This window comes from Acrocarpospora corrugata (genome assembly GCF_009687845.1).
GTDB classification, from domain to species: Bacteria; Actinomycetota; Actinomycetes; order Streptosporangiales; family Streptosporangiaceae; genus Acrocarpospora; species Acrocarpospora corrugata.
This window is the reverse complement of the sequence record NZ_BLAD01000048.1, coordinates 137,626-158,424: the sequence shown is the minus strand read 5'-3', so window position 1 is coordinate 158,424 and position 20,799 is coordinate 137,626. Positions and strand designations below refer to the sequence as shown.

19 protein-coding genes are annotated in these 20,799 nt (G+C 69.3%); 17 read left to right on the top strand and 2 right to left on the bottom strand.

Annotation, left to right across the window (positions count from 1 at the left end):
- Positions 1-22 precede the first annotated feature (22 nt).
- The gene (locus tag Acor_RS15900; RefSeq protein WP_155337417.1) at positions 23-1,042 is read right to left on the bottom strand and encodes a M48 family metallopeptidase; all 1,020 of its coding nucleotides are present in this window, start codon (positions 1,040-1,042) and stop codon (positions 23-25) included.
- 76 nt (positions 1,043-1,118) lie between these two features.
- Between Acor_RS15900 and nadD the strand changes: the two genes are divergently transcribed.
- From nadD to Acor_RS15875, 5 genes are all read left to right on the top strand, one after another.
- Complete coding sequence (nadD, locus tag Acor_RS15895; protein ID WP_246238675.1) at positions 1,119-1,742, top strand: nicotinate-nucleotide adenylyltransferase; 624 nt, start codon at positions 1,119-1,121, stop codon at positions 1,740-1,742.
- Positions 1,743-1,825: 83 nt separating this feature from the next.
- A complete protein-coding gene (rsfS, locus tag Acor_RS15890) occupies positions 1,826-2,230 on the top strand; it encodes a ribosome silencing factor (protein ID WP_155337415.1) in 405 nt (134 codons plus the stop codon).
- Positions 2,227-2,847, top strand: coding sequence for a histidine phosphatase family protein (locus Acor_RS15885; RefSeq protein ID WP_155337414.1), 621 nt, complete (start codon positions 2,227-2,229; stop codon positions 2,845-2,847). The genes rsfS and Acor_RS15885 overlap by 4 nt, the downstream gene beginning before the upstream one ends.
- A 223-nt stretch (positions 2,848-3,070) precedes the next feature.
- Positions 3,071-4,723: an ABC transporter ATP-binding protein gene (locus Acor_RS15880; RefSeq protein WP_246238674.1), complete on the top strand. Its 1,653-nt coding sequence runs from the start codon at positions 3,071-3,073 to the stop codon at positions 4,721-4,723.
- Entirely contained in the window at positions 4,720-6,540 is a 1,821-nt protein-coding gene (locus tag Acor_RS15875) for an ABC transporter ATP-binding protein (RefSeq protein WP_155337412.1), read from the top strand. Before Acor_RS15880 ends, Acor_RS15875 begins: the two co-directional genes overlap by 4 nt.
- On the opposite strand, the gene Acor_RS15870 is transcribed toward Acor_RS15875, so the two are convergent.
- The gene (locus Acor_RS15870; RefSeq protein WP_155337411.1) at positions 6,537-7,913 is read right to left on the bottom strand and encodes a Dyp-type peroxidase; all 1,377 of its coding nucleotides are present in this window, start codon (positions 7,911-7,913) and stop codon (positions 6,537-6,539) included. The genes Acor_RS15875 and Acor_RS15870 overlap by 4 nt on opposite strands.
- Before the next feature lie 131 nt (positions 7,914-8,044).
- Between Acor_RS15870 and Acor_RS15865 the strand changes: the two genes are divergently transcribed.
- From Acor_RS15865 to Acor_RS15810, 12 genes are all read left to right on the top strand, one after another.
- Positions 8,045-9,139 carry a carboxylate-amine ligase gene (locus tag Acor_RS15865; RefSeq protein ID WP_155337410.1) on the top strand — a complete coding sequence of 365 codons (1,095 nt, stop codon included), beginning with the start codon at positions 8,045-8,047 and terminating at the stop codon, positions 9,137-9,139.
- A gap of 189 nt (positions 9,140-9,328) precedes the next feature.
- Positions 9,329-10,522, top strand: a complete 1,194-nt coding sequence (locus tag Acor_RS15860) for a sensor histidine kinase (RefSeq protein ID WP_155337409.1) — start codon at positions 9,329-9,331, stop codon at positions 10,520-10,522.
- A 241-nt stretch (positions 10,523-10,763) separates the two neighbouring features.
- On the top strand, positions 10,764-11,399 hold the full coding sequence (locus tag Acor_RS15855) for a response regulator transcription factor (RefSeq protein ID WP_155337408.1): 636 nt from the start codon (positions 10,764-10,766) through the stop codon (positions 11,397-11,399).
- Between the two features lie 71 nt (positions 11,400-11,470).
- Entirely contained in the window at positions 11,471-11,824 is a 354-nt protein-coding gene (locus tag Acor_RS15850) for a hypothetical protein (protein ID WP_155337407.1), read from the top strand.
- Positions 11,821-12,255: a hypothetical protein gene (locus tag Acor_RS15845; protein WP_155337406.1), complete on the top strand. Its 435-nt coding sequence runs from the start codon at positions 11,821-11,823 to the stop codon at positions 12,253-12,255. The genes Acor_RS15850 and Acor_RS15845 overlap by 4 nt, the downstream gene beginning before the upstream one ends.
- Before the next feature lie 186 nt (positions 12,256-12,441).
- Positions 12,442-13,617, top strand: coding sequence for a CynX/NimT family MFS transporter (locus Acor_RS15840; protein ID WP_246238681.1), 1,176 nt, complete (start codon positions 12,442-12,444; stop codon positions 13,615-13,617).
- Positions 13,618-13,930: 313 nt separating this feature from the next.
- Positions 13,931-14,968 carry a LacI family DNA-binding transcriptional regulator gene (locus Acor_RS15835; RefSeq protein ID WP_155337404.1) on the top strand — a complete coding sequence of 346 codons (1,038 nt, stop codon included), beginning with the start codon at positions 13,931-13,933 and terminating at the stop codon, positions 14,966-14,968.
- Positions 14,969-15,061: 93 nt separating this feature from the next.
- On the top strand, positions 15,062-15,715 hold the full coding sequence (locus tag Acor_RS15830) for an L-ribulose-5-phosphate 4-epimerase (RefSeq protein ID WP_155337403.1): 654 nt from the start codon (positions 15,062-15,064) through the stop codon (positions 15,713-15,715).
- Positions 15,712-17,193, top strand: a complete 1,482-nt coding sequence (gene araA / locus Acor_RS15825; protein ID WP_155337402.1) for an L-arabinose isomerase — start codon at positions 15,712-15,714, stop codon at positions 17,191-17,193. The genes Acor_RS15830 and araA overlap by 4 nt, the downstream gene beginning before the upstream one ends.
- A gap of 29 nt (positions 17,194-17,222) precedes the next feature.
- Complete coding sequence (locus tag Acor_RS15820) at positions 17,223-18,182, top strand: ABC transporter substrate-binding protein (protein ID WP_155337401.1); 960 nt, start codon at positions 17,223-17,225, stop codon at positions 18,180-18,182.
- A gap of 65 nt (positions 18,183-18,247) precedes the next feature.
- Positions 18,248-19,747: a sugar ABC transporter ATP-binding protein gene (locus tag Acor_RS15815; protein WP_155337453.1), complete on the top strand. Its 1,500-nt coding sequence runs from the start codon at positions 18,248-18,250 to the stop codon at positions 19,745-19,747.
- Complete coding sequence (locus tag Acor_RS15810) at positions 19,744-20,778, top strand: ABC transporter permease (protein WP_155337400.1); 1,035 nt, start codon at positions 19,744-19,746, stop codon at positions 20,776-20,778. The genes Acor_RS15815 and Acor_RS15810 overlap by 4 nt, the downstream gene beginning before the upstream one ends.
- Positions 20,779-20,799: the final 21 nt, after the last annotated feature.

The window sequence follows — 20,799 nt, the reverse complement described above, 5'->3', positions numbered from 1 at the left end:
CCCCGCGGGGAGCTCCCTCCGGCTAGTTCTCCCGGCGGGCGAAGCGGTTGAAGATGCGCTCACCCGCGTTCACCGCGCCCTCGGCGACGTCGCGGAGCACGCCGATGAACGGGTCCTGGGACTGGGCCCACGACTCGCGGTAGGAGTTGGCGGCGGCCTTGACCTCCTCGGAGATCTTGGCGTTGCCGTCGTCCTCGCGGCGCGGGTAGTTCCCGGCCAGGATCGCGTCGTATTCGCCGGCCCGGCGCCAGCGGTCGAGTTCGGCGACCCGGGTGACCGCGAACGGGTGGGTGGTGCCGAGCAGGTTGAGGACCTTGAGCAGGCCGTCGCGGACGTCGCCGGCCGTGTCGTACTCCCGGGCCTGGTCCAGGAACGCCTCGATGTTCATCTCGTGCAGGCGGGAGCCGCCCGCCAGCTTCATCAGGGCGCGGAGCGCGGCGTCGGGGTCCTGGCCGGCGAGCAGGCCGCCACGGTCGGCGGACATCTCGGCCTTGCGGGCCCATTCCTCCAGGGCGGCGACGATCACGCGCAGGCCGATGTAGCCGAGCGGGATCCAGGCCACCCGGGTGGCGAGCTGGGTCAGGATCTGCAGCATCGTGCCGTACACAGCGTGGCCGGACAGGATGTGTGAGGTCTCGTGGCCGATGACGAAGCGGAGCTCCTCCTCGTCCATCAGGTCCAGCAGGCCGGTGGACACCACGATGAACGGCTCGTCGAAGCCGATCGCCATCGCGGTCGCCCTGGGGCTCTGCTGGACGTAGATCTCGGGGATGCGGTGCAGGTCGAGGATGTAGGCGCTGTCGCGGCCCATGTCGTACAGCGCGCGGAACTGGGTCTCGGACGTGCGAACCGCGGAGGCCAGGAACATCAGGCGCAGGCGGCGCTCGCTGAACAGCCCGGACATGCGCTTCAACACCGAGTCGAACCCGGACAGCGAGCGCATCGCGACCAGGGCGGACCGGTCCGCGGGGTGTTCATACGCGCGGGAGCTTATTCCGGGTAGCTGGACGCGGTTGCGATCGGGAGTGGTCATGCTGGGCATGCTACGTCGGTGTTTCTTCTGATGCGCATGAACCCGCTTTCAGGACGGGCACGGTCCCCAGGTTATGGTCCGTCTTATGAGGAACGGGGCTGCCACCAGGCGGCTTGGCATCATGGGCGGCACGTTCGATCCCATCCACCACGGGCACCTGGTGGCGGCGAGTGAGGTCGCGCACCACTACGACCTGGACGAGGTGGTCTTCGTCCCCACCGGCCAGCCGTGGCAGAAGGCGGACAAGATCGTCTCCGCGCCCGAGGACCGGTATCTCATGACGGTCATCGCGACCGCCTCCAACCCTCGGTTCTCGGTCAGCCGGGTGGACATCGACCGGTCGGGGCCGACCTTCACCATCGACACACTGCGCGACATACACCGCGTCTACGGGCCCGGGGTGGAGCTCTACTTCATCACCGGCGCCGACGCGCTGGCGCAGATCCTGAGCTGGCGGGACGTCGATGAACTCTTCACCATCGCCCATTTCGTCGGCTGCACCCGGCCGGGGCACACGCTGCAGGATCCCGGCCTGCCCGAAGGCATGATCAGCCTGATCGAGATCCCGGCCCTGTCCATCTCCTCCTCCGAGTGCCGCGACCGGGTCCAGGCGGGGCAGCCGATCTGGTACCTGGTGCCCGACGGCATCGTGCAGTACATCGGCAAGCGGGCGCTTTACCAGGGAGAGATTGTCGGCGGCGGCGAATAGGCTTGAAGGGCCGCCGTCCGGTCGGCACCCTGGGAGGGGACTGGAACTGCCCCATCCCTATCAATGGAGGACAGAACCGCATCGTGACCGCATCCGAGAGATCCATCCAGCTGGTCCAGGTCGCCGCCGAGGCCGCGGCCGACAAACTGGCCGACGACATCATCGCCTACGACGTCAGCGACCGGCTCGTCATCACCGACGCCTTCGTCGTCTGCTCCGCCGCCAACGACCGCCAGGTCCGCGCCATCGTGGACGAGATCGAGGAGCGCCTGCGGGTGGACGCCGCCGCCAAGCCGGTCCGCCGCGAGGGCGAGCGGGAGGGCCGCTGGGTCCTCCTCGACTACATCGACATCGTCGTGCACGTGCAGCACGAGGAGGAGCGCACCTTCTACGGCCTGGAGCGCCTGTGGAAGGACTGCCCCGCCATCGCCCTGCCCGACAGCGTGACCAAGGTCGCGGCCCAGCGCTCCCGCGGGGCGGTTGAGTGACCAGAAGGATCGTCTGCCTCCGGCACGGGCAGACGCGCTGGAACGTGGAGCACCGTTTCCAGGGCCACACCGACATCCCCCTCGACGAGGTCGGCGTCGCCCAGGCCGCGCGGGCGGCGTCGCTGCTCGCCGCGCTCAAGCCGACGATGATCGTCTCCTCGGATCTCCAGCGCGCGTTCGAGACCGCTCAGGCGCTGGCCCGCCTCACCGGTCTCGACGTCACCGTCGACAAGGAGCTGCGGGAACGCGGCGGCGGCGCCTGGGAGGGCCTGACCCGGGAGGAGATCCGGGCCGGCTGGCCGGTCGAGTTCCAGGCCTGGCAGGCGCCCAACGGCGAGCCGGTCCCCGACGTGGCCCGCCGCGTCAGCGCCGCGATCCGCCGCTGGGCCGCCGTCCTGGACGAGGACGGGCTGCTGGTCGTCGCCTCGCACGGCGCGGCCATCCGGCTCGGCATAGCGGCCGTTCTGGGGCTTCCTGAGCCGCTCTGGCCCGCGCTGGGCAGCCTCGGGAACTGTTCCTGGTCCATCCTGGAGGAGTCGCACCGGGGCTGGCGGCTGACCGAGCACAACGCCGGCACCCTGCCGACTCCGGTCAGCAGCGACGACACCCAGGCGTAGTTTCCGGTTCGGCTGGAAACGCGGATTCGGTGCCGCACGCCGAAAATCGGTTGATGCGGTTGCTTAGGCTGGGTGGGTCCCCCTGGTTCCCCCGGCCTGAGGAGTGACCTGCCTGCCTATGTCCGCAGCTGGCGAAAGACCCAATCCTCCGTCCGCCTCCAACTCGCTCTGGCGGCTGAAGTCCTACCTTCGGCCTTACGTCGGTGTCACGATTGTCGTCTGGGTGGCCGCGGTCGTCGGGATCGCGGCCGGGGTCGTCATCCCGCTGGTCGGCGGGGAGATCATCGACGGCGCGGTGGTTCACCGTGATCTCGGGCAGCTCTACTGGCTGGGCCTGCTGGCGCTGGGGCTCGGGGTCGTCGAGGCGTTCCTGACCTTCCTGCGCCGGTGGTGCCAGGGCTCGGTGGTCTTCGGCGTGGAGACCGCGATCCGCAACGACCTGTACGCCCACCTGCAACGCCTGCCGATGAGCTTCCACGACGAGTGGCAGTCCGGCCAGCTGCTCTCCCGGGCCACCACCGACCTGTCCACGATCCGCCGCTTCTTCGGCTTCGGCGCCCTGTTCCTGGTCATGAACATCCTCCAGCTGACCACGGTCACGATCGTGCTGCTGCACCTGTTCTGGCCGCTCGGCCTGCTGGTGGCCGCGTCGGTGGTGCCGATCGTCTACGTCTCGGTCCGGTTCGAACGCCGCTACATGGTGGTCTCCCGCCAGGTCCAGGACGAGCAGGGCGATCTCGCCACCACGGTGGAGGAGTCCGCCCTCGGCATCCGCACCATCAAGGCCTTCGGCCGCGGCCGCCACGTCTTCGAGGGCTACGACGAGCAGGCCCTGAAGGTCCACCGCACCTCGATGACGAAGGTACGGCTGGCCTCCCGCTTCTTCACCTTCCTGGAGGTGATCCCCAACGTCACGCTCGCCCTGGTGCTGCTGCTCGGCGCGGTCGCGGTCGGCGGCGGCGGGCTGACTGTGGGCACGCTGGTGGCCTTCACCACGTTCGTCCTGCAGCTGGTCTGGCCGGTCGCCTCTCTCGGCTACATCCTGGCCATGGGCCAGGAGGCGATGACCTCGGCCGACCGGGTGATGGAGGTGCTCGACACCCCGCCCTCGATCGTCGGCGGTCACGCGGTCATCGACCGGCCGCGCGGGCTGCTGCGCTTCGAGGGGGTGGAGTTCCGCTTCCCCGGGGCCGCCGAGCCGGTGCTGCGGGAGCTGTCGCTGGAGGTGCGCCCGGGGGAGACGGTGGCGATCGTCGGGGCCACCGGTTCCGGCAAGACCACGCTCACCGCGCTGGTGCCGCGGCTGATCGACGCCACCGCCGGGCGGGTCACGATCGACGGGCAGGACGTGCGGGAGCTCACGCTGCCCGCGCTGCGGTCGGTGGTGGCGACCGCGTTCGAGGAGCCGACGCTGTTCTCGATGAGCGTGCGGGAGAACATCACGCTCGGCCACGGCGACGCCGGTGACGCCGAGGTCCGGGCCGCCTTGGAGATCGCGCAGGCCACCTTCGCGTACGAGCTGCCCTGGGGTCTGGACACCCGGATCGGCGAGCAGGGCATGTCGCTGTCCGGCGGGCAGCGGCAGCGGCTCGCGCTGGCCCGCGCGGTGCTGGGCCGGCCCAAGATCCTGGTGCTGGACGACACGCTGTCGGCGCTGGACGTGGAGACCGAGGCGCTGGTGGAGGAGGCGCTGCGGCGGGTGCTCGCGGACGCGACCGGCCTGGTGGTGGCGCACCGGGCCTCCACCGTGCTGCTGGCCGATCGGGTCGCGCTGCTGAAGAACGGGACGATCGCGCACGTCGGCACCCACCACGAACTGCTCGACGGGGTGCCGGAGTACCGGTCGCTGCTGGCCGCCGAGGAGGCGCTGCGATGACGGTCCAGGACTGGCGCGGGGTCGCCGCCGAGAACCAGGACGGCATGCCGGAGCGGATCTCGCTGCTGCTGCGCGAGCGTTCCCGCCGGCTGCTGGGCGATCTGATGCGCCCGCACCGCCGGGCCATCGGCGGGATGATCGCCGTCATCGTGGTGTCCAACGCGGCCGGGCTCGCCATTCCGTACCTGGTGGGGGTGGGCATCGACGCCGGGATCCCGCCGATGACGCGCGGCGAGGGCGCCAGGACGCTGGTCGTGATCGTGGCGGCGATCCTGGTGACGGCGCTGGTGCAGGCGCTGACCCGGCAGGCGTTTCTCCGCACCTCCGGCCGGATCGGGCAGGACATCCTGCTGGAGTTACGGCGGCGGGTGTTCACGCACTTCCAGCGGCTGTCGCTGTCGTTCCACGAGAAGTACACCTCCGGCCGGGTGATCTCGCGGCTCACCTCGGACGTGGAGGCGATCGCCGAGCTGCTGCAGGCCGGGTTCGACGGCCTGGTGACGGCGGTGCTGACGCTGGCCGGGACCGCGGTGGTGCTGCTCGTCCTGGACGTGCAGCTGGGCCTGGTGGCGCTGGCGCCGCTGCCGCTGCTGCTGCTGGCGACGCGCTGGTTCCGGCGCGCGTCGAGCCTCGCCTACCGCCGGACCAGGGAGACGGTCGCCCTGGTCATCGTGCATTTCGTCGAGTCGATGACCGGGATCAAGGCGGCCCAGACCTTCCGCCGCGAACCTCGCAACCAGGAGATCTTCGAGGAGCTGAACGAGGACTACCGGGCCGCCAACCACCGCAGCATGCAGCTGGTCGCGATCTTCATGCCGGGCATCAAACTGATCGGCAACGTGACGATCGCGCTGGTCCTGGTGTACGGCGGCTGGCTGGCCTTCCACGGCGAGGTCACCGCCGGCGTGGTCGCGGCCTTCCTGCTGTACCTGCGGCAGTTCTACGAGCCGATGCAGGAGATCAGCCAGTTCTACAACACCCTGCAGTCGGCGGGCGCGGCCCTGGAGAAGCTGTCCGGCGTGCTGGAGGAGCCGCCCGCCGTCGCCGAGCCGGAGCGGCCGGTCCCGCTCGACGCGGCCAGGGGCGCGGTGCGCTTCGACGACGTCCGCTTCTCCTACAAGGCCGACGTTCCCGTGCTGCACCGCCTGGACCTGGACATCCCGGCCGGGCAGACCGTCGCCGTGGTCGGCGCGACCGGCGCCGGCAAGACCACCCTGGCCAAACTGATCTCCCGCTTCTACGACCCGGTCACCGGCCGGGTGCTGCTCGACGAGGTGGACCTGCGCGATCTGGACGAGGCCACGCTGCGGCAGGCCGTGGTCATGGTCACCCAGGAGAACTTCCTGTTCAGCGGCACGGTCGCGGACAACATCCGGCTCGGGCGGCCGGGCGCGCCGATGGGCGACGTGATCGCCGCGACCCGGGCGATCGGCGCGCACGAGTTCGTGCGGAGCCTGCCCGGCGGCTACGAGGCCGAGGTGGGCAAACGCGGCGGGCGGATGTCGGCGGGGCAGCGCCAGCTGGTCGCCTTCGCCCGCGCCTTCCTGGCGGACCCGGCCGTGCTGATCCTGGACGAGGCCACCTCCAGCCTGGACGTGCCGAGCGAACGCCTGGTCCAGCGGGCGCTGCGGACCATCCTGGCGGACCGGACCGCCCTGATCATCGCGCACCGGCTGTCCACCGTGGAGATCGCCGACCGGGTGCTCGTGGTCGACGACGGGCGGGTGGTCGAGGACGGGCCGCCGGACCAGCTGGTCGCGGCGGCCGGGCGGTTCGCCGGGCTGCGCAACGCCTGGCTGGACAGCCTCTCGTCCTAGACCTTCTTCAGGTAGGCCAGGGAGGGCATGAAGAAGTACTCGCCGCCGCGCATGGTGACGGTCTGCGGGATCTGGCGGACCTCGGGGGTGAGCGTGTCGGAGCCCCAGGAGTCCGGGTGGGTGACCTGGATGTCGCGCGGGCCCTGGCCGATCACCGGGTCGTGGCCGACGCTCCCGTCGGGGAAGTCCGGGTTGTTGGCCCAGCTCTGCTGGGTGAACTCGAACTGGGCCTCCAGGCTGGAGTTGAAGGCCATGAAGAGCAGGCCGACACCGCCGGTCGGGCGGGTCTCCGGGGAGGCGTCGTCCCAGGGCTGGTCGGTGCGCACGCCGTAGGTCTGGCCGCGGCGGGCCATCATGACGCCGCGCTCCAGGCCGTCGCGGGGGTTGGTCTTGCGGATGTGCGCGGCCATCGGGCACTTGCCGCCAGGGTCGCGGGTGTAGTTGAAGTTGTTCTGCACCGCCCAGCCGTCCGAGCTGGGGTCGGGGTGCAGGAGCAGGGGCGTACCGTTCCTGAACCGGCCCACCAGGAGGGCGCCGGCGCGGGCCCTGGCCGGTCCGGACAGGCCGAGGGCGTCGGCCAGGTCCTGTTCGGCGCGCTGGAAGGCGCGGACGTTCTGCTCCAGCTTGCGGAAGACGAAATAGCTGCCGAAATGGCGGTCGGGGTCGGGGGCCAGCGGGTCGGGGACCAGGATCTGGGAGAGCGGGAAGAACGGATCCCAGTTGCGGCCGGGCTCCTTGCTGACCTGGTCGGCCAGGAACAGGGGCTGGCTGCGGCCGTCCACGTAGCCGAAGTGCTCGATCCCCTCACCGGCCTTGTTCCGCTGCGCGACGCCGGTCTCCTCGCCGAGGATCCGGGCGTCCGGCGGGATGAGCGCGCGCACCCTCGCCAGGGTCGCCCGGTACGCCTCCGGGTCGGAGTCCCCGACCAGCACGACGGCGTGGATGTCCCGCTGGTAGGCCGCGTCCCACTCGTGGCTCGGCGGATCGTCCAGGACCACCGCCCGCTTCTTCATCCCCTCCCGGAAGGCCAAATCCCCAAATTTCCGCAAATCCGAAATATCGTGACCTAAGTGGCGGTAACCGGATCTGCTTAGGCCGAGGCCGACGTAGGGGCTGCCCTGGGTGCGGGACTGGTCGAAGCGGCGGACCTCCTCCAGGTGCCGCCTGGCCGACTTCATCAGCGGGACCAGGCCCCGGACGAAGCGCCGCCCGTCGTCTGGTACGGCGAAGCGGACGAACAGCACCGACAGGTGTTCCCGCACGTGAGCGCGGAGAATGTTGGGCTGGAGCGTGGCCAGCATCTCGCGGGTGTCGGCGTCCAGATCGGCCGAGTCCCAGGCGAGCGGTTTCGGGTTGAAGAGCTCTACCGCCATGTGGTCTATCCCCGTTTCGTGGGTGTAAGTGGTCCCCACTGCTTTGAGTCGCGAGAAGTGTGAAATGTTTCATTTGCCGGTCAATGGAATTCGCGCGCTGCATACCGGGGCAAGTGGGTAAATCCCCTTGCATGACTCACAAGGTGGCACTAGGCGTCGAAGAGGAGTTCCACGTCGTCGATCTCGTGAGCCGGAGGTTGACCCCGCAGGCGCACGTGGTGCTGGACGGGTTGCCCGAGGCCGCATTCTCCGCCGAGCTGCAACGGGCGGTGGTGGAGACCAACAGCGAGCCCACCACCGACCTGGCCGCGCTCCGGGCCGACCTGGTCGGCCTGCGGCGCCGCCTGATGGCGTCCGCGGCGCCGCACGGCCTGGGCATCTCCAGCGCCGGCACCTCCCCATTGCACGGCGCCGGCGGGTTCTCGCTCACCGCCGACGACCGCTACCAGTATCTGCACGACACCTATCAGTTCATCGCCAGGGAACAGCTGATTTGCGGGGCGCAGGTCCATGTGGACATCGATGACCGGGATCTGGCGGTGCTGGTGGCCCAGCGGGTGGAGCCGTGGTTGCCCGCCCTGCTCGCGTTGAGCGCCAGCTCGCCGTACTGGTTCGAGGCCGACAGCGGCTACGCGAGCAGCCGCGCGGTGGCCTGGCAGCGCTGGCCGACGGCCGGCATGGTCGGGCCGTTCTCGGGCGCGGCCGAGTACGACCAGGCCGTCGCCGACCTGGTCACCGCCGGGGTCATCGACGACGCGGGCATGGTCTATTTCGACATCCGGCTGTCCACACATGTGCCAACGATGGAACTCCGGATCTGTGACGCCTGCCCGTTGGTGGACGATGTCATCCTGCTGGCCGGGCTGTTCCGCGCCCTGGTCGTCAGGGAGACGGCCGCGATCGAGGCCGGCTCGCCGCCGCGTGGCGACGTCCGGCCCACGCTGCTGCGCGCGGGGCACTGGCGGGCCGCGCGGTCGGGCCTGGAGGGCGACCTGATCTCGCCGGTCGACGGCAAGCCGGTGCCGGCCCCCGGGCTGATCGAGTGGCTGCTGGAGGATCTGCGGCCGACCCTGGAACAGCTGGAGGACTGGCCGACGGTGGCGGCCCTCGCGGCGGACGCGCTGGCCCGGGGGAGTTCGGCCGCCCGGCAACGGGCCGCCTTCAACCAGCGGGGCCAGCTCACCGACGTGGTGGACCTGGTCCTGAAGGAGACCGCCGTAGGCTGACGCTTCCCCTGGAGCGTCCTCGCGGTGCTCTCGCCTCGCGGTGCCCTGCTCGTGGTGCTCTCGCCTCCGGGGTGCCCTCCTACGGGTGCTCTCGCCTCGGGGGTGCCCTCCTTCCGGGTGCCCTTGACTCCCGGCGGCCTCCTCCCGGTGGAGGAGGTTTCTGTCGGTGGCGGCGTTTACGCTGCGGGCGTGGCGTGGATCGAGCGCATCTTCGAGCCGGATTACCTGCTGGCGCGGCTGGCGATTCTGCTCGCCGCGCTGGTGGGCGATCTGCTCTGGCTCGTGCCCGGAGTGACGGCGCGCGACTGGGTCCAGGCGCTCGCCGCGCTCGTGCTCAGCGGGCTCTGCCGCTGGTCGCCGCTGTCCGCCCTGCTCGTCCAGTCGGGCCTGCTCCTGGTCGCCGATCAGTACGGCTTCGCGGTCGCGCCCGTGCTCAAGGTGCTGGCCTGCGTGCTGCTGTTCGAGCTGGCCGTGCGGGTGAGCGGGCGGCAGGTCGCGGTGGGGGCGGTCGTGCTCGGTGCGGTCGTCTGCTTCAACCTGCTCGACAAGCTGCCCGCCACCATCGGCGCGGCCGGGTTCCGCATGGTCATCATGGTCGGGCTGCCGCTGCTACTCGGGGGATATGTCCGGCTTGAGCGGGATGCCGCCCGGCGGGAGCGGGACAGCGCGGCCGGACGCATCGCCGCCGCCCGCGCCGCGGAACGCACCGCCATCGCCAGAGAACTGCACGACCTGGTCGCCCACCACGTCTCCTCCATGGTCCTGCGCGTCGGCATCGCCCGGCACGTCCTCCCCGCCGGCACCGACCCGCGCCTCACCGAAGTCCTCGACGACCTCCACACCTCCAGCACCGCCGCCCTCGCCGACCTGCGCAAACTCGTCGGCATCCTGCGCGACCCCACCCCCTTCCCGGCCACCGCCTTCGTCGACCCCGGCGGCCTCCCCGACGCACTCACCGTCGTCATCGACCGCGCCAGAGCCACCGGCCTCCGCGTCGACGCCACCATCGACCCGTCCGCCGTCCACCTGGACCCACTCCGGGGCATCACCGTCCTCCGCCTCACCCAGGAGGCCCTCGCCAACACGATCCGCCACGCCGGCCCGTCCGCGCGGGTGACCCTCGACGTCGCCGTGACATCCGACGACTCGGTCCGAATCCAGATCGAGGACAGCGGCCGCACGCCAGCGGACCCCTCAGAACCGGCCGCGGCCCGGGGCGCCGGGTCAGGTATGGGGCACGGTTTGGTCGGGATGAGAGAGCGCGTCGAGCTATTGGGCGGTGCCCTGTCCGTCGGCCCGATGGGCCGGGGCTGGCGCTTGGCTGCGGTATTACCCGCCGAGCGGAGAGAGCTCACGGGGAGACGCGAGGCGGGGGTGGTTTGACCGTGCTGCCGGTCAGACGGAGGGGATCCGGAGGTGCGGGTTCTGGAAGGGCGCTTGAGTTGCGGGTGTGCCGAGCCGTCTCCGTCCGGTCGGACTTGGAGTGGTGGGTGGGGTCAGGCCGATCTCCGTATCGCCGGAATCGGAGGGGAACGTCTCGAGCCGGAACTCGTGCTGGTGATCTGCGCGGGCGGCGAGAGCGTTGGGTGGCGGTGGGGGTTGGTTGTAGGACGGGAGGTGGAGGGTGATTCGGGTTTTGCTGGTGGATGATCAGCAATTGGTGCGGATGGGGTTGAGGATGTTGTTTGAGTCTGTGGTGGATATGGAGGTGGTGGGGGAGGCGGCGAGTGGGGCGGATGCGGTGCGGTTGGTCGATGACACCGTGCCGGATGTGGTGTTGATGGATTTGCGGATGCCGGGGTTGGATGGGGTGGCGGCGACGAAGAGGATCATGTCGGCGCGGCCTTCGACTCGGGTCATCGCGCTGACCACGTTCGATGATGACGATCATCTTTATCCGGTGCTGTCGGCTGGGGCGTGTGGGTTTCTCGTCAAGGACACCGAACCGGGTGAGTTGCTGGATGCGGTGCGGCGGGCGGCGGAGGGGGATCGTGCCTTCAGTTCCAATGCTCTGGCGCGGCTTGTCGATCGGGCGGTGGGCACGCGGGCTCCGGTGGTTCCGGCGCCGCTTCCGTTGACTCGGCGGGAGCGGGAGGTGCTCGCTTTGATCGGGGAGGGGCTGTCGAATCCGGAGATCGCTCATCGGCTCAATGTCGGGATCACCACGGTCAAGACGCATGTTTCCAGCGTGATGATCAAGACGGGGTGTTCGAATCGTATTCGGCTGGCCATCTTGGCGTTCCAGCACGACCTCACCTGAGCTGACCGGGATCAAGGGCGGGGTGGGGGGGACGATAGCCTTCTGGCCATGTCTCCTTGGGGTGGTCGGTGATGTCCGGGGCGTATTCGGGGTGGGTTATCGGCGGGGCGCTGGTTCTGGCGCTGGCCTGTCTCATCACGGCGGGGCGCAACCGGCCGATGGGGATCAGTCTGCTGGCGGCCGTCGCGGTGCTGGAGATCGCCCTGATCGTGCAGGCGGTGATGGCGTTCACCCAGCTGGACAAGGTGACCGAGCGGGCGACGTTCATCGGCTATCTGGCGGGAACGCTGGTCATCCCGCTGGTGGCGCTGTGGTGGGGTAAGGCGGAGCGCACCCGCTGGGGGCCCGGGGTCATCGCGGTCGGCGCGTTCACGGTCGCGGTCATGACCGGCCGGTTGCTCCAGATCTGGAATGGCATCTCATGAGCCAGAACCACCTCGGCGAGGGCGAAAGCCAGACACCTACGCTGCGCGGCGGCCCCGGCCGTGTCCTGGTCGCCGTTTACGCGGTCTTCGCGATCGCCGCCACGTCCCGGGCGGCCGTGCAGATCGCCACCCGGTTCAGCGAAGCACCCCTCGCCTACCTGCTGTCGGCCCTCGCGGCGGTCGTCTACATCGTCCTGACGGTCGCCCTGGCGAAGGAACACCGAATCCTCGCCTTCATCGCCTGCGGGATCGAACTCGCCGGCGTCCTCATCGTGGGAACCCTCAGCCTCCTGGACCCGGAGGCGTTCCCCCGCGCGACCGTGTGGTCGGGCTACGGCAGCGGTTACCTGTTCATCCCGCTCGTGCTGCCGATAGTCGGCCTGGTGTGGCTGCTCAGAAACCGCGCACGCCCCGGAAATATCAGCACATAGACGGTCAGTCCCATCGAGGGTTGCCAGCGTGGCTGGCCCGCTGAGGGACTACGTGGGGGTTCTCGGGCGTTCTGTCCCGTTGTGAGTGGTGTGGGTAACGGGGTGGACTCATTCGATGATTCGGTGAGCGGGGGATCGGTCAAGGCCCGGAGGGCTGGGGCGGTTACTCGGCTGGTCTTGTTGGGTGTGGTGTTGGCCGCGCTGAACCTGCGGGTGGCGGTCACCAGCGTGGGGGCGGTGCTGCACGAGATCAACTCCGGGCTGGGGATGTCGGGGCTCGTCTCGGGGCTGCTGACCACGTTGCCGGTGCTGTGTTTCGCGGTGTTCGGGGCGGCGACGCCGTGGCTGGCGCGGCGGATGGGGGAGCATCGGCTGCTGGTGGCGGCGCTGGGACTGCTGGCGGTGGGGCTGGTGGGGCGGGCGCTGGTGGGGTCGGCGTGGCTGTTCCTGGTGGGGAGCGCGGTGGCGCTGGCGGGGGGCGCGCTCGGCAATGTGCTGATTCCGACGCTGATCAAGAGGCATTTTCCCGGCCGGACCGGCGTCATGATGACCGTCTACACGACCGCGCTCTCGGTGGGGACGGTGTTGGGGGCGGCGTTCACGCTGCCGATCGACCGGGCGGCGGGCGGGAACTGGCGGGTGGCCATCGGCGTCTGGGCGTCGCTGGCGGTGATCGCGGCGGTGCCGTGGCTGGCCGTACTGCGGGAGGATCCGAAGCAGGACGGGCCGAAGGCGTACGCGGGGCCGCGCGCGATGGTCCGCAGCCGGTTGGCCTGGTCGCTGGCCGGATATTTCGGCAGCCAGAGCACGCTCGCGTACGTGATGTTCGGCTGGCTGCTCCAGGTTCTGCTGGACGGCGGCTACAGCGAGGATCAGGCGGGGCTCGTGCTCGGCGTGTTCACGGCGCTGTCGATCCCGAGTTCGCTGGTGGTGCCGGCCCTGGCCGCCCGGATGCGGAACGTCCGCCCGCTGGTGGTCCTGTTCTGCGGCATGTACGTCGTGGGCTTCCTCGGCCTGCTCAGCGGCCAGGGGCTGTGGGTCTGGGCGATCGTGGTGGGCGCCGCGATGGCCGGGTTCCCGCTGGCGCTGGCGCTGCTCCCGCTGCGTACCTGCACCCCGGAGGGCACGGCCGCGCTGTCGGCGTTCGCGCAGAGCACCGGATACCTCGTCGCGGGCGTCGGACCACTCGTGGTCGGGCTGCTCTACGGCGCCACCGGCGGCTGGACGTGGCCGTTCGTGGTCCTGCTCGTCGTGGTCGCGGGCCAACTGCTGAGCGGCTGGTACGCGGGCGCCGATCGCGTCCTCGAAGACGAGCTCCCGCCCCGCGTTCCGGCGGAGGATCTGGTGCCGGATCGGGCCTGAATAAGGGTGGCCACCCGAGGCGACCTGACCTCGCCTCGGGCGACCACAGATCAAGAGTAGGCCATCTCACCTCAAACCGGCGAAGGACCCCGCCTTCACACAGGTAAAAGCTCGGTCAGGGTTCGTCACTGTTAGCGTTACCAAGCCATCCGGTCAAGCCGCTGGCCCCATAACAATCCGGTCTCAGCTGTGGGATCGTTGATTCTTCGTGATAGGTACTAACGAGGTATTGACAGCGGCAGTGTTATCGCAAACACTCGGAAACCAATCCGCAACACAGGTTACGACGCACCACGAGAACGGATCGCGGACGATGACATCGAGCAACCCGACGGCTGACTCTCCGGCCGACCGCCCCAGGGCGGCCGTCATGGAGGATGTCGCCGGGCTCGCCGGTGTCTCGGCGATGACCGTCTCCCGGGTGCTCAACGCGCCGGAGAAGGTGCGGCCGGAGACCAGGGCCCGCGTCCTCGCGGCCGTCCAGGAACTCGGTTACCGCCCCAACTTCGCCGCCCGTTCCCTGGTCACCGGCCGCTCCGGCGTCCTCGGCGTGGTCAGCATGGACACCACGCTGTACGGTCCGGCCTCCACCCTCTACGGCATCGAGCGCGCCGCCCGCCAGCACGACTACCTGGTGAGCATCGCCAGCCTGCAGGCGCTCACCCGCCGTTCCATCGCCGAGGGCGTCGAACGCCTGCGCTCCCAGTCGGTGGACGGCGTCATCATCATCGCCCCGCACGAGTCGGCCGCCGAGGGCCTCAGGCACCTGCCGAAGGACCTCCCGGTGGTCGACGTGGGCGGCGGCGAGGGTGTCCCTGTTCCGGTGGCCGCGGTGGACCAGGCGTCCGGTGCGGCCCGCGCGACCAGGCATCTGCTCAGCCTCGGGCACCGGACGGTCTGGCACCTGTCCGGCCCGGCCAACTGGATAGACGCCAGCGGCCGGATCCGGGGCTGGCGGTCGGCCCTGGAGGCGGAGGGGTGCGAGATCCCGGAGCCGCTGGTCGGCGACTGGAGCGCGCAGTCCGGTTACGAGCACGGGCGGCGGATGGCCCACGATCCCGAGATCACGGCCGTCTTCGCCGCCAACGACCCGATGTCCCTGGGCCTGCTGCGCGCGCTGCGCGAGGCGGGTAAGCGGGTGCCGGAGGACGTCAGCATCGTCGGCTTCGACGACGTTCCGGAGGCCGCGTACTTCTGGCCGCCGCTGACCACGGTCAGGCAGAACTTCGGCGAGGTCGGCGGCCAGGCCCTGCAACTCCTCCTGGACCGAATCGGGGGTGTCGAGGGAGACGTCCGGCGGATGGTCGAGCCCGAGCTCGTCGTCCGCGAGTCCACCGCGCAACGCCGATAGAGCACAGCAAGCCGTTCAGAGAGCAAGCAGGGTCTCATGAGCCTCGTGAGGTCCGTGATGTTAGCGCAATCACAAACTATTGCTAGGTTGATTATGATCGAACTCCGGCAGCAACTCGCCGACCTGCATCAATTACTTGTGACCTCGGGACTGGTGGTCTGGACGGCGGGCAACGTCTCCGCGCGGGTTCCCGGGGAGGATCTGCTTCTGATCAAGCCGAGCGGCGTGCCGTACGAGGACCTGACTGCCGAGTCGATGGTGCTCTGTGATCTGGACGGGAAACCCGTACAGGACGGGTTGAAACCCTCCAGTGATGTGTACGCGCACGCGTACGTGTATCGGCAACGGCCGGATGTGTCCGGGGTTGTGCATACGCATTCCACCTACGCGACCGCCTGGGCCGCGCGCGGGGAGCCGATTCCGTGTGTGCTCACCGCGATGGCCGACGAGTTCGGCGGTGAGATCCCGGTCGGGCCGTTCGCGCTGATCGGCGGGGACGACATCGGGCGGGGCATCGTGGCCACGCTGGCCGGGCATCGTTCGCCCGCCGTGCTGATGCGCAACCACGGCGTGTTCACCATCGGGCGTACCGCCCGGGAGGCCGTCAAGGCCGCCGTGATGTGTGAGGACGTGGCCAGAACCGTGCACATCTCCCGGCAGCTCGGCACGCCGGACAAGATCGCGCCGGACGACGTGGACCGGCTCTACGACCGCTACCAGAACGTCTACGGACAGGGAGTCCGATGAAGCAAGTGTGGTTCCTCACCGGCAGCCAGGGCCTGTACGGCGAGGACACCCTGGCCCAGGTCGCCGACCAGTCCCGGCTGATCGCCGAGACGCTGGGCGACTCGGGCCTGCCGGTCCAGGTGCTCTGGCGGCCCGTGCTGACCGACGCCGGCGCGATCCGGCGGATCTGCCTGGACGCCAACGCCGACGACGACTGCGTCGGGGTGATCGCCTGGATGCACACCTTCTCACCCGCCAAGATGTGGATCGCCGGCCTGGACGCGCTCCGCACCCCGCTGCTGCACCTGCACACCCAGGCCAACGTCGCGCTGCCGTGGCACTCCATCGACATGGACTTCATGAACCTGAACCAGGCCGCCCACGGCGACCGCGAGTTCGGCTACGTGCAGTCCCGCCTTGGCGTGCCACGCAAGACGGTGGCCGGGCACGTCACCGACCCGGTCGTGGTCGGCCGCGTCGCCTCCTGGGCCCGCGCCGCGCTCGGCCTGGCCGAGATGCGCTCGCTCCGGCTGGCCCGGTTCGGCGACAACATGCGCGACGTGGCCGTGACCGAGGGCGACAAGGTCGAGGCGCAGCTGCGGTTCGGCGTCTCGGTCAACACCTACGGCGTCAACGAACTGGTCGAGGCCGTGGACGCGGTGGCCGACGCCGAGGTGACGACCCTGGTCAAGGAGTACGCGGACAGCTACCAGGTGGCGGCTGAGCTGCTCGGGGAGCGGCTCGACTCGCTGCGGTACGCGGCCAGGATCGAGCTCGGCCTGCGCGGCTTCCTCACCGACGGCGGCTTCGGCGCGTTCACCACCAACTTCGAGGACCTCGGCGGCCTGCGGCAGCTGCCGGGCCTGGCCGTGCAGCGGCTGATGGCCGACGGGTACGGCTTCGGCGGCGAGGGCGACTGGAAGACCGCCCTGCTGGTCCGCACCCTGAAGACGATGGCGGTAGGTCTCCCGGGCGGAACCTCGTTCATGGAGGACTACACCTACCACCTCGAACCAGGACAGGAACGCGTGCTGGGCGCGCACATGCTCGAGGTCTGCCCGAGCATCGCGGCCGCCGTACCGTCCTGCGAGATTCACCCGCTGAGCATCGGCGGCCGGGAAGACCCGGTGCGGCTCGTCTTCGACGCGGCGCCGGGGGGCGCCGTCGTGGTTGGCCTGGCTGACATGGGGGACCGGTTCCGGCTGGTCGCCAACCGGGTCGAACTGGTCGCGCCCACCGAGCCGCTGCCGCGGCTGCCGGTGGCCCGCGCGGTGTGGAAGCCCGCACCGGACTTCCGCACCGCCGCCGAGACCTGGCTGATGGCCGGCGGCCCGCATCACACCGCCATGTCGGCGGCGATCGGGGCCGAGGAGCTGACCGACCTCGCCGACATGGCGGGGACCGAGCTGCTCCTCATCGACGAGACCACCACGACCAGGCAGTTCACCAAGGAGCTCCGTTGGAACCAGGCGTATTACCGGCTGGCTCAGGGCCTCTGACACCCCCCAACACCCGAAGGAGACAGTTCATGTTGAGGAAATTATCGGCGGTAGTCGCCACCGGTTTGCTGGCGACGGTACTCACCGCCTGCGGCGGTGACGACGCCGGATCAGGGAAGATCGTGCTCGGTTTCTCCCAGGTCGGCTCGGAGAGCGGCTGGCGCGCCGCCAACACCAAGTCGGTCAAGGATTCGGCGGCGACAGCCGGGATCGACCTGAAATTCTCCGACGCGCAGCAGAAGCAGGAGAACCAGATCGCCTCCATCCGCTCCTACATCCAGCAGAAGGTGGACGTGATCGCCTTCTCACCGGTGGTCGTCACCGGCTGGGACGCGGTGCTCAAAGAGGCTCAGGCCGCCAAGATCCCGGTAATTCTGACCGACCGGGCCGTCGACTCCGACGCCTCCCTCTACGCCACCTTCATCGGCTCCGACTTCGTCAAGGAGGGCGAGGAGGTCGGCAAGTGGGCGCTGGCCGAGTTCACCTCCGCCACCGGCCCGGTCAACATCGTCCAGCTGGAGGGCACCGTCGGCTCGGCGCCGGCGATCGACCGCAAGAAGGGCTTCGAGGCCACCATCGCGTCCAACCCCAACATGAAGGTGATCGCCTCGCAGAGCGGCGACTTCACCCGGGCCAAGGGCAAGGAGGTCATGCAGGCCCTGCTGCAGGCCAACCCGAAGATCGACCTGCTGTTCGCGCACAACGACGACATGGGCCTGGGCGCGATCGAGGCGATCAAGGCCGCCGGTCTCAAGCCCGGCGTCGACATCAAGATCGCGACCATCGACGCGGTCAAGGACGGCATGACCGCGCTGGCCGCCAATGAGATCAACTTCATCGCCGAGTGCAGCCCGCTCCTGGGCGACCAGCTGATGGAGCTGACCAAGAAGGCCGCGGCCGGCGAGGCGCTGGAGAAGCGCATCGTCACGAAGGAGACCACCTTCACCCCGAAGCAGGCCGCCGAGGCCCTGTCCACGCGTCAGTACTGACCCCGTTCGCCGGGCGGCCGTCTGCACGGCCGCCCGGCCCCGAAGGAGGGCTCGCCGTGCTGCGGATGACGGGCATCACGAAAAACTTTCCGGGGGTACGGGCGCTGGACGGCGTGGACTTCCGGCTGCTTCCCGGCGAGGTGCACGCGCTGATGGGGGAGAACGGCGCGGGCAAGTCCACGCTCATCAAAGTGCTCACCGGAGTGCATACGGCTGATTCCGGCTCGGTGCGGCTGGACGGGGCGCCGGTCGTGATCGGCAGCCCGAAACAGGCTCAGGCGGCCGGGATCAGCACGGTCTACCAGGAGGTGAATCTCTGCTCCAACCTCACCGTGGCGGAGAACGTGTTCATCGGGCGGGAGCCGTACCGGTTCGGGCGGATCCAGTGGAAAGAGGCACGGCGGCGGGCGGCGGAGCTGCTGGAGCGGTTCCAGCTGGACATCGATCCGGGTGCGCCGCTGGGGTCCTATTCGCTGGCCGTACGGCAACTGGTGGCGATCGTTCGCGCGGTGGATATTTCGGCGAAAGTGCTCGTCCTGGACGAGCCGACGTCGAGTTTGGACCGGGATGAGGTGGAGCGGCTGTTCAGGCTCATGCGCCGGTTGCGGGATGACGGGGTGGCCGTGCTGTTCGTCTCGCATTTTCTCGACCAGGTGTTCGAGATCTCGGATAGGATGACGGTGCTGCGGAACGGGCGGCTGGTCGGGGAGTACGAGACGCGGGCGCTGAGCCGGGTTGAGCTGGTCGGGCACATGACGGGGCGGGTGCTGCGCACCCTGGAGGAACTGCACGCGCCGCGCGAGGACGTCCGGGACGCGATCGCGAGCCGGGAGCCGGTGCTGGCCGCGCGGGGGCTGGGGCGCAAGGGCGGAGTCGCGCCGTTCGATCTGGATGTGCATCCGGGTGAGGTGGTGGGGTTCGCCGGACTGCTCGGTTCCGGGCGGACCGAGGCCGCCCGATTGCTGTTCGGGGCGGACGGGGCCGACAGCGGGACGCTTGAGATCGGCGGAGCCGCGGCCGTGTTGCGGACGCCCGGGGCGGCTATCGGGCGTGGAATCGCGTTCTGCCCTGAGGATCGCAAGAGCGAAGGGCTGGTCGAGGATCTGACGGTGGGGGAGAACATCGTGCTGGCCCTGCAGGCGGCCCGGGGGTGGCTGCGGCCGTTGTCGGCCTCCCGGCGGGCAGAACTGGTCGGGAAGTACATCAAGGCGCTCAACATCAGGCCTGGGGATCCGGAGATGCCCGCGCGCAACCTCAGCGGGGGGAACCAGCAGAAGGTGCTGCTCGCCCGCTGGCTGATCACGCAACCTCGGCTGCTCATCCTGGATGAGCCGACCCGTGGGGTGGACGTGGGGGCGAAGGCGGAGATCCAGAAGCTGGTGGTTTCGCTCGCCGGGGACGGGATGGGCGTGGTGTTCATCTCGGCCGAACTCGAAGAGGTCCTCCGGATCAGCCACAAGATCGAAGTGCTCCGGGACCGGGAAGTGATCGCCGAGATCGCCAACGAGGCCGACGCCACCCCGGAACGCCTCCTGGAGATCATCGCGAACGGAGTCGCGAGATGAGAGAACTGACCCGGCATCGGCTGTTCTGGCCGGCTGCGATTTTGGTGGTCATGTTGCTGGCGAATCTGATCTTCACGCCGACGTTCTTCCGGATCGAGTTGAAGAACGGGCACCTGTATGGAAGCTTGATCGACATCCTGTTGTACGGGGCGCCGCTGATTCTCATCGCGCTGGGGATGACGATGGTGATCGCGACCGGGGGGATCGATCTGTCGGTCGGCGCGACCGTGGCGATCTCCGGGGCGCTGGCCTGTTCGATCATCGCCGAGCAGGCGGATCAGGAGGCCGTCGGAGGAGTGCTGACGGCGGTTGGGCTGGCGCTCGGCCTGTCGTTGGTGCTCGGGTTCTGGAATGGGCTGTTGGTGGCCCGGACCGGGATTCAGCCGATCATCGCGACGTTGATTCTCATGGTCGCCGGTCGGGGAGTGGCGCAGCTCATCACCGATGGGCAGATCATCACGATCAACAGTGATCCGTATGAGCTGATCGGCGGCGGGTATCTGTTCGGGTTCCCGTTCGCGGTGCTTGTCGTTGTCGTGGTGTTCGCGGCTACGGCGGTTCTCATCCGGCGGACGGCGCTCGGGTTGCTGCTGGAAGCTGTGGGCGGCAATGCGGAGGCGTCGCGGCTGGTGGGTATCCGGGCGCGGCGGCTGCTGGTGCTGGCCTATGTGTTCTGCGCGTTCTGCGCGGGGATCGCCGGGTTGATGATCAGCTCGAATATCCGGGCGGCGGATGGCAACAACGCCGGGCTCTGGATCGAACTGGACGCGATTCTCGCGGTGGTCATCGGCGGGACGTCGCTGATGGGCGGGCGGTTCTCGCTCGCCGGGACCGTGCTGGGGGCGCTGATCATTCAGACCCTGTCCACGACGATCTACACGACCGGGGTTCCGCCCCAGATCACGCTCGTTTTCAAGGCGGTCGTGGTGACGGTCGTGTGTTTGATCCAGTCACCGGCGTTCCGGGCGAAAGCGTTCCATCGGAGCCGGCCGTCTACTCCTGCTCCAAGCGAAGCGGAGGTTCCAGCATGAAGCGCACGTCGAAGGACTCTT

Coding starts and splice junctions, on each gene's coding strand:
- Acor_RS15900 (WP_155337417.1), bottom strand. CDS start 1,042: ATGCCCAGCATGACCACTCCCGATCGCAACCGCGTCCAGCTACCCGGA.
- nadD (WP_246238675.1), top strand. CDS start 1,119: ATGAGGAACGGGGCTGCCACCAGGCGGCTTGGCATCATGGGCGGCACG.
- Acor_RS15875 (WP_155337412.1), top strand. CDS start 4,720: ATGACGGTCCAGGACTGGCGCGGGGTCGCCGCCGAGAACCAGGACGGC.
- Acor_RS15870 (WP_155337411.1), bottom strand. CDS start 7,913: ATGGCGGTAGAGCTCTTCAACCCGAAACCGCTCGCCTGGGACTCGGCC.
- Acor_RS15865 (WP_155337410.1), top strand. CDS start 8,045: ATGACTCACAAGGTGGCACTAGGCGTCGAAGAGGAGTTCCACGTCGTC.
- Acor_RS15850 (WP_155337407.1), top strand. CDS start 11,471: ATGTCCGGGGCGTATTCGGGGTGGGTTATCGGCGGGGCGCTGGTTCTG.
- Acor_RS15845 (WP_155337406.1), top strand. CDS start 11,821: ATGAGCCAGAACCACCTCGGCGAGGGCGAAAGCCAGACACCTACGCTG.
- Acor_RS15835 (WP_155337404.1), top strand. CDS start 13,931: ATGACATCGAGCAACCCGACGGCTGACTCTCCGGCCGACCGCCCCAGG.
- Acor_RS15830 (WP_155337403.1), top strand. CDS start 15,062: ATGATCGAACTCCGGCAGCAACTCGCCGACCTGCATCAATTACTTGTG.
- araA (WP_155337402.1), top strand. CDS start 15,712: ATGAAGCAAGTGTGGTTCCTCACCGGCAGCCAGGGCCTGTACGGCGAG.
- Acor_RS15820 (WP_155337401.1), top strand. CDS start 17,223: ATGTTGAGGAAATTATCGGCGGTAGTCGCCACCGGTTTGCTGGCGACG.
- Acor_RS15815 (WP_155337453.1), top strand. CDS start 18,248: ATGACGGGCATCACGAAAAACTTTCCGGGGGTACGGGCGCTGGACGGC.
- Acor_RS15810 (WP_155337400.1), top strand. CDS start 19,744: ATGAGAGAACTGACCCGGCATCGGCTGTTCTGGCCGGCTGCGATTTTG.